The organism is Tissierellales bacterium (assembly GCA_025210965.1).
Taxonomy (GTDB): Bacteria; Bacillota; Clostridia; order Tissierellales; family JAOAQY01; genus JAOAQY01.
In genome coordinates this window covers 1-6,388 of the sequence record JAOAQY010000058.1, presented here as the reverse complement: position 1 = coordinate 6,388, position 6,388 = coordinate 1, and the positions used below count along the sequence as shown (strand labels likewise).

The window sequence follows — 6,388 nt, the reverse complement described above, 5'->3', positions numbered from 1 at the left end:
TTTGGATGAAAACCTATGTCCACCTCATGTAAGAATACTTTTTGTAGATATTTTTCATCCCCACATATGTGCTTAGATATTTTAAGAGTAGTTTCTAGCCTTGCACCAGTAGAAGAAGCTCTAGATTGTATCCCTGCTGATGCATAAATCCTTTTACTGCTTGTAGGCTTAATATTATGAATTCGCCCTCTAAGCTCCGGGAACTCTTCAAAGAGTCCTAGTATGGTTTTATTAATATTATTGGCTACATTCAAATCTATACCCGAATATTTGGCATTTCTGATTCCTAGATTAGCAACCGCCCATCTTTCTGCATCTTTTTTAGTATTTGCTGGAATAAATTCATTTACTTCAGCCGATTTAACTTTTTTGTCAGGCTTTTTGATTTCTTCTTTTTTAGCTTTAGTTTTTCCTTTTAGATTCACAAAATCTAAATCAACCTTAGCTTTTACAGTTTTATTATACCATGAATCTAGTCTATCATTTTTTTGGCCATGGATCCAATCTCTGAGTTCAGTACCAATATCATCAAGACTTTTTGCTAACTCTGGCCACTGAGCACATAAACACTGAGGATGCGGAACTGGTACATCTTTTATCAAGAAATTACCTCTTCCATATCCATAATCATGTGCTGCGTATTCATCACACTCATCTTCTCCAAAAGGAATCACTTGTCTTTCCATGTGAGCGTTAGATAGTTCCCAGTGAATAATATCAACAAAAGGATTCCTTTCAGCACTCTTGATATTAGACAGAAAAAAAGCATGATTTGTAGCTGTCCTTGCCAACCTTTGAGCATTGTAGTCAATAACTCTCTTGCCAGCATTAGGATAAACCTTTTTCCATGACCAATCTTTCTTAGCTGCAGGATCAATATACATTTGAATATCTTTAGCTATATCTAGAGATGACTTTTGTTCTGCAATTCCTCTAGCTAATATATAGCGCATGTCAGTATCCATTTTATATTTATCTAAATAAATTCTATCAGCTAAACCTTTATTATCTTTGTATAACTGTCCCCCAATAATTTCATTGATTGCTTCTTTCGGAACTCTTGCAAATAACTCTCGCATAGAATCCCCAATACCTAAATCATATTTATCGTTTATAGTATCATATAGAACTGCATGAGGTTCATTTGCATAGATGGCTGCTAATTTGATGTATTCTTTATTCTTAGAGTAGAGTATTTTGTGCATCTCTTTAGATAGCTTTTCTAACTCATTAGTATACTCAGTAGCCCAAACATCTGACATGCTACCAGGATAAGAACGCTTTGAAAGAGTATCTAATGATCTAGCTGCATCGGAATAAACAAAGCGTAATTCTCTATAACTTCGCTTTATAAGTTTCAGCTCTTTTCTCCTGGCATCTTTCATTAGTTTATCAAAGAGTTCGTTACTCATTTTCTAACTCCGAATTGACACTGCCTAGAAATGCATCTTGAAACATGGATTGTTCCTTAGCAATTTGTTCAAGCTCTGCATCTGCATCGTCTGCAATACTCCACTTTTGAATATAAGATTTCTTTGATCTAACATTTGCATTTACTTCTGCTAGATCATTTTGTTTCTCTGCCTGGTCATCCTCCGGCAAAGAATAAAGTAAAGTTATATTGATAGCATAATCAAAATCTAGATCAATACTCTTGTCTACATAAACCTTATGCATTTTAAGAATTGATTCTATCATCCACTCTAAAGCACAATGCCAAACAGTCCATTTTTCATTGCATCTAGTAATTAAGTTCCAGTAAAGAGCCTTCATAGACTTTCCTGATTGCATCAAACCCTTTAATTGTTCTAGAGATACATTTGGAACATTGAGTAGCTCATACATATCGTTTTTAGCTCTATTAATGCTTTCTAAATACTTAGTTTCATAGTTGAATGTAGATTCTACAACGGACAGATCACAATCCCTATCTTCATTTTCTGATTGCCCATCTACAAAAGCATTAGGAGCAATTGAGAGTTTCTCTGTTGTAGCTTCTGACAAATTCTTTCCTAGCTTTATTGGAAACATATTGAACTTAAGAGCATCTAGGTCATCTGATTTCAAGTGATTGTATGCTTCTTGATTTTCTTCAATCTCTGTTACATCACTCTCTCCAATAAGGTCTCCAGTGAGTCCATCATTTATTATCACCTTTACTGGAATGAAGTCTATGTTTAGAGGTTCATTTTCTTTTATGATATCTATAACTCTAGCATGGCCATCATAAACTGCCTCTGTTAAATAACATTGACCATTTTCTATCCAATATTTTTGTTTCCAAATTCGTTGATCTTTTTTATCTATAGAATCATTTTGCTGATAGAAGAATATAACTTTTATAAGTCTATCTGAGTCTTCAGCATCTGTATCAAATATAAATTCCATAGAAGGACGAAAAAGAGGTTTTACTCTAGTTTCATCTGCAGATAATTTAAGCGCTACACGTTTACCAATAAAGCAATCGCGAGCGCCCTTTAACAATTTGTCTCCAAAGTTATTTTCTTTTAGTATCTTATTAATAATATGATTAAGCTTTTCTGCTTTTTCGCCATCCTTTTGTTTGTCTATAGCTTCTATTCTAATCTCTGGAGATCTAGAAAACATAAAGCGTGCTTCTTCTTTGATTAGCTTTTTGATTATGTTTGTCCGGCTCTTAGATGGTTTGTAGTCTAGATTTTGCTTTACTTCCCAATCCTGACCACTGCCATCATACTGCCTATACAAATCAATAATTTCTTTTAAGTCTCGTATAACACAATCTCCAAATATCCCCTCTAACTCAGCTTTTATAAACTTATTTAGTGCCTGCATCCTTTTCACCTACCTTCTGGAGTAATTCTTTCTAATACCTTTTACCTTTATAATCGTGTAGCAGAAATAACGAACCGCATCCATCGCGTGGTCCATTTGTTTTATTGGTTTATCTTCACCATTATCTGCAGCCTTTTCATCCCAAATGTAAGATGCGAATTCTTTTAAAGTGTTCCTGAGCCTTTTATCAAAAAATATTTTAGACTCTGATAGAAGGTTGCTTACATGGCGAATACCATCCACTACATCATTTTTTGCTTTCTTTACCTTGAACCCATCTTTTTTAAGCTGAGCAATAAAAGATGCTGCAGATGGATCTACTATGATTGCTGTTACCTTTATCGTTCCTAGAAATTCTTTTAAGTCATTAGAATATTGACTATCGGTCTTTTGTATTCCAGTATCTCTTCCTGAGTAATAATATTCTTTTATACAATACCATTTGCCATTTCTAAGCCCCCAAAGTAAAAACACTGTAGCATTTTGAGTTCCGTAGTCAACTGACACATAGTATTTTTCAAAGGTATACTTTAGTGCATCTACTATATGACGAGACCTTGAAAACATATCGTATATAATGCCCTCTGCAACTACCCATAGTCCAAGGATGTATCTTTTATAAAATATCCCTGAGAACATTCTTTTGTATCTTTCCTTAACCTCTTCTGTTAGCGATGGATTATCATCCATTGTAAAGTGAAGGTTAAACAAATTCTTCTCTTTGAGTTTTAAAAGATATTCTAAATAGAACCAATGATAAGGCCCATCTGGGTTACAATTAAACCAAAGTTTCGCTCCTGTTACAGAGCATCTTGCCACAGCCTGGTTAACAAATGACTGTGGCATAAGGGTAACTTCATCAAAAAAAGAACCGGCAGCGGTTAAACCTTGTATTAGGTCCTGTGAACTTTCATCTTTTCCTCCAAAGATATAAAAGTAATTTACCTTACCGTTTCTTCTATCACGAACCATTAACATATTATCTGATCTATGGTCCTTTATTTTGAATCCTCTAAGTCTTAATATAATTTTGAGTAAAAAAAGAACGTTTCTTCGAAACGATCCTATTGTCTTTCCTGCCATGATGAAGTTTTGAAAGTTGAAATATTCCATAGCCCATAGTATATAGCTAAATGACATTATAATTGTTTTTCCTGCTCTTACTGAACCATCACAAACTACACCATCTTTATTTTTCATTGGTGATCCATCCATCCACCAACTAAGAACTTGTTTTTGCTTTCTAGAAAATGGAGCCCATTTGAAAGGAGCTTGTTTGACTCCCTTCCTAGTCATCGAACTCACCACTTTCATCTGGAGCTCTTTGTATTGCTTCTATCTCATCTTCATCATCCCACACACTTTGAACAGAATCTTTTATTGCATCCATAAATCCATCGTCCTGGAACTCTGTATCCACTTCACCTTGTTTTTGTCTTTGTAGATCCAATTTAGCTTGCTCAAGTTCTCTTTTGAATTTATCTGGGAAGAGGTCAAAGTACACTGAAAGTTTCTCCATTGCTTTTTCTTTACTCATCAGTTTTATACTTACGCCTTCTTTTCCTTGCTTCACTTCTTGTATTAGTGTTCCATCTATGGTGTCACTATCAATTAAATCAACAAAATTTACTGTCTTCTTTAGTGTCTGTCCATCTTTACCTTTCACTGGACCAAAAGCCCCCATCACATCGGCTTCTCTTTGTCCCCATTTCAAGTAATCTGTCATATCTGCAAATGTTATTGCTATGTACTTTTTAAATACATCCATAGCCTCTACAAATATCTCTTCTTGCATTGCTTTCTTAAGGTTCCGTATTTGAGCTATAATTTTAGGCTTTTTTAACAGCCTACACCCTTCTACATGGGCACCGCCTTTTGAATAACCTGCTTTAAGTGCAGCTCTTGTAGCGTTGAATGACTCGATATAGTACAAACAAAAAAGACGCTGTCTTTCAGTAAGGTTTGCATCCTCTAACTGATCAATAGCATCTTTGTCTACTTTAGTTACAATATTCTCTTTATTCTTTACTGCAACGTTGCGTTTTTTATTTTCTTTTTTAGATTCCTTTTGCAACGTTGCGTTATAATTGCCATTTAATTTTTTCTCCCAGGAATATCTATTCTTCCAAGACCTAACAGTACCGTTTGATACACCTAGTTTATTTGCTATGTCTTTTAAAAGAATTGTTCCCTTGCTTTCTAGATATAGCTTTTCTGCATTTACGCTCTGCTTGCTTCTTTTTCGAGCCATCAATCACCACCCCATTATAATAATTTAATTATTTTTATATTTTTTTATTTTTTCTTTTAATGTTTTAAAATCTTCAATGTACTTTTGCTTGCTTTTTTCATTTTTAAGTTTATTTATTAAATCATCGATGAAGGATTCATTTTCATCAATAAATTGTTCTATCGATAAATAAATATTTGATATGTTCTTATTTTCACTATAATCAGTTCCTAATCTAAGTAAAAAACTTACCATAACATTTTCATCAGGTTTAATATCTTTATCCATATTTTTAGGTACAAATTTCATTAATTCAATTTTATTTTCTAAATCACTTTTTAAAGTATCAAAATTATCTAAAAAATGCTGTTTTTTTATATCTGTTGATGAATCTAATACTGTTTTTTTTATAATTTCGTATATGTTTTCAAAATTTAAATTTGTCAAATTATCGATAATATCAATTTTCCCATTAAAGGTTGGGTCTGTTACATTTTGACAACTCAATACAAAAGATAAGGTTTTTAAATTTTCCAACAATTGTTCTAGGTTTTTAAAAATACTTAAATTTGCCAAAATAACTTTTTCAATACGCAACTGAATTTCAATTATTTCCTTTTCTTTTTTTTCATTACGTAACTCAATTTGTAAATCAGCCACTACTTTTGAATTTCTCCAAGCACCATAACCTACAAATAGCGTAGCCCCTATACCCATTATATTAAGAACATCATCTGGTTCTATATATATTTCACCTAATATAAATTTTTCTAGATATGATAGAACTATAATAATATTGTTCATACTAATCAAAGTTACTATAATTATTAATACGATTAATCCAGTTTTTCTTTTAATTCCACTATTTTCCACAAAAATCACCTCAATTACAATTATAGCAACTAAAGTTTAATTTATGCAATATCTTTACACAAACAAAAAAGCATGGATTTTTGCCCACGCTTTGCTGAGACCATTATACCACGTCTGAAGTGACAAAAAAGTGACATAAAAGTGCTACAAAAGTGACATTTCAGACTAAAAAAATTATCTTTCTAGCTTAAGCATTAAGAGCATTTTATCAAATGCTTTATCTCTGAGTCTTAGTAAATGTCTTTGACAGATGCTCATATTGCAACTTATTTCATGCCATTGTAAACCAATAAAATATCTTTTTTCAATTATTTTTCTTTCACGCTCTGGTAAAATCGTTAGAGCTTTTTCAATTTGGTACAATCTTATATTAAGTCTTGTAATATATTTTTGAAGAGCTTCTCTCTCCTGGTCTATTTTTATAACTAGATCTTCAACAGGCTGAGATATTTTGTTAGTTGTTCCAGTTCT

At 32.7% G+C, this 6,388-nt stretch carries 6 protein-coding genes; all 6 read right to left on the bottom strand.

The window, feature by feature from the left end:
• Window positions 1–1,412: hypothetical protein (locus tag N4A40_04135; protein MCT4661028.1), on the bottom strand; the 1,412-nt coding region annotated here is incomplete at its 3' end.
• On the bottom strand, window positions 1,405–2,814 hold the full coding sequence (locus N4A40_04130; protein MCT4661027.1) for a phage portal protein: 1,410 nt from the start codon (window positions 2,812–2,814) through the stop codon (window positions 1,405–1,407). The genes N4A40_04135 and N4A40_04130, both read right to left, overlap by 8 nt.
• 9 nt (window positions 2,815–2,823) lie before the next feature.
• Window positions 2,824–4,128, bottom strand: a complete 1,305-nt coding sequence (locus N4A40_04125) for a PBSX family phage terminase large subunit (protein ID MCT4661026.1) — start codon at window positions 4,126–4,128, stop codon at window positions 2,824–2,826.
• Window positions 4,103–5,065, bottom strand: a complete 963-nt coding sequence (locus N4A40_04120; protein ID MCT4661025.1) for a terminase small subunit — start codon at window positions 5,063–5,065, stop codon at window positions 4,103–4,105. The genes N4A40_04125 and N4A40_04120 overlap by 26 nt, the downstream gene beginning before the upstream one ends.
• 24 nt (window positions 5,066–5,089) lie before the next feature.
• Entirely contained in the window at window positions 5,090–5,917 is an 828-nt protein-coding gene (locus N4A40_04115; protein MCT4661024.1) for a hypothetical protein, read from the bottom strand.
• Between the two features lie 174 nt (window positions 5,918–6,091).
• The coding region (locus N4A40_04110; GenBank protein ID MCT4661023.1) for a hypothetical protein at window positions 6,092–6,388 on the bottom strand (297 nt) is incomplete at its 5' end.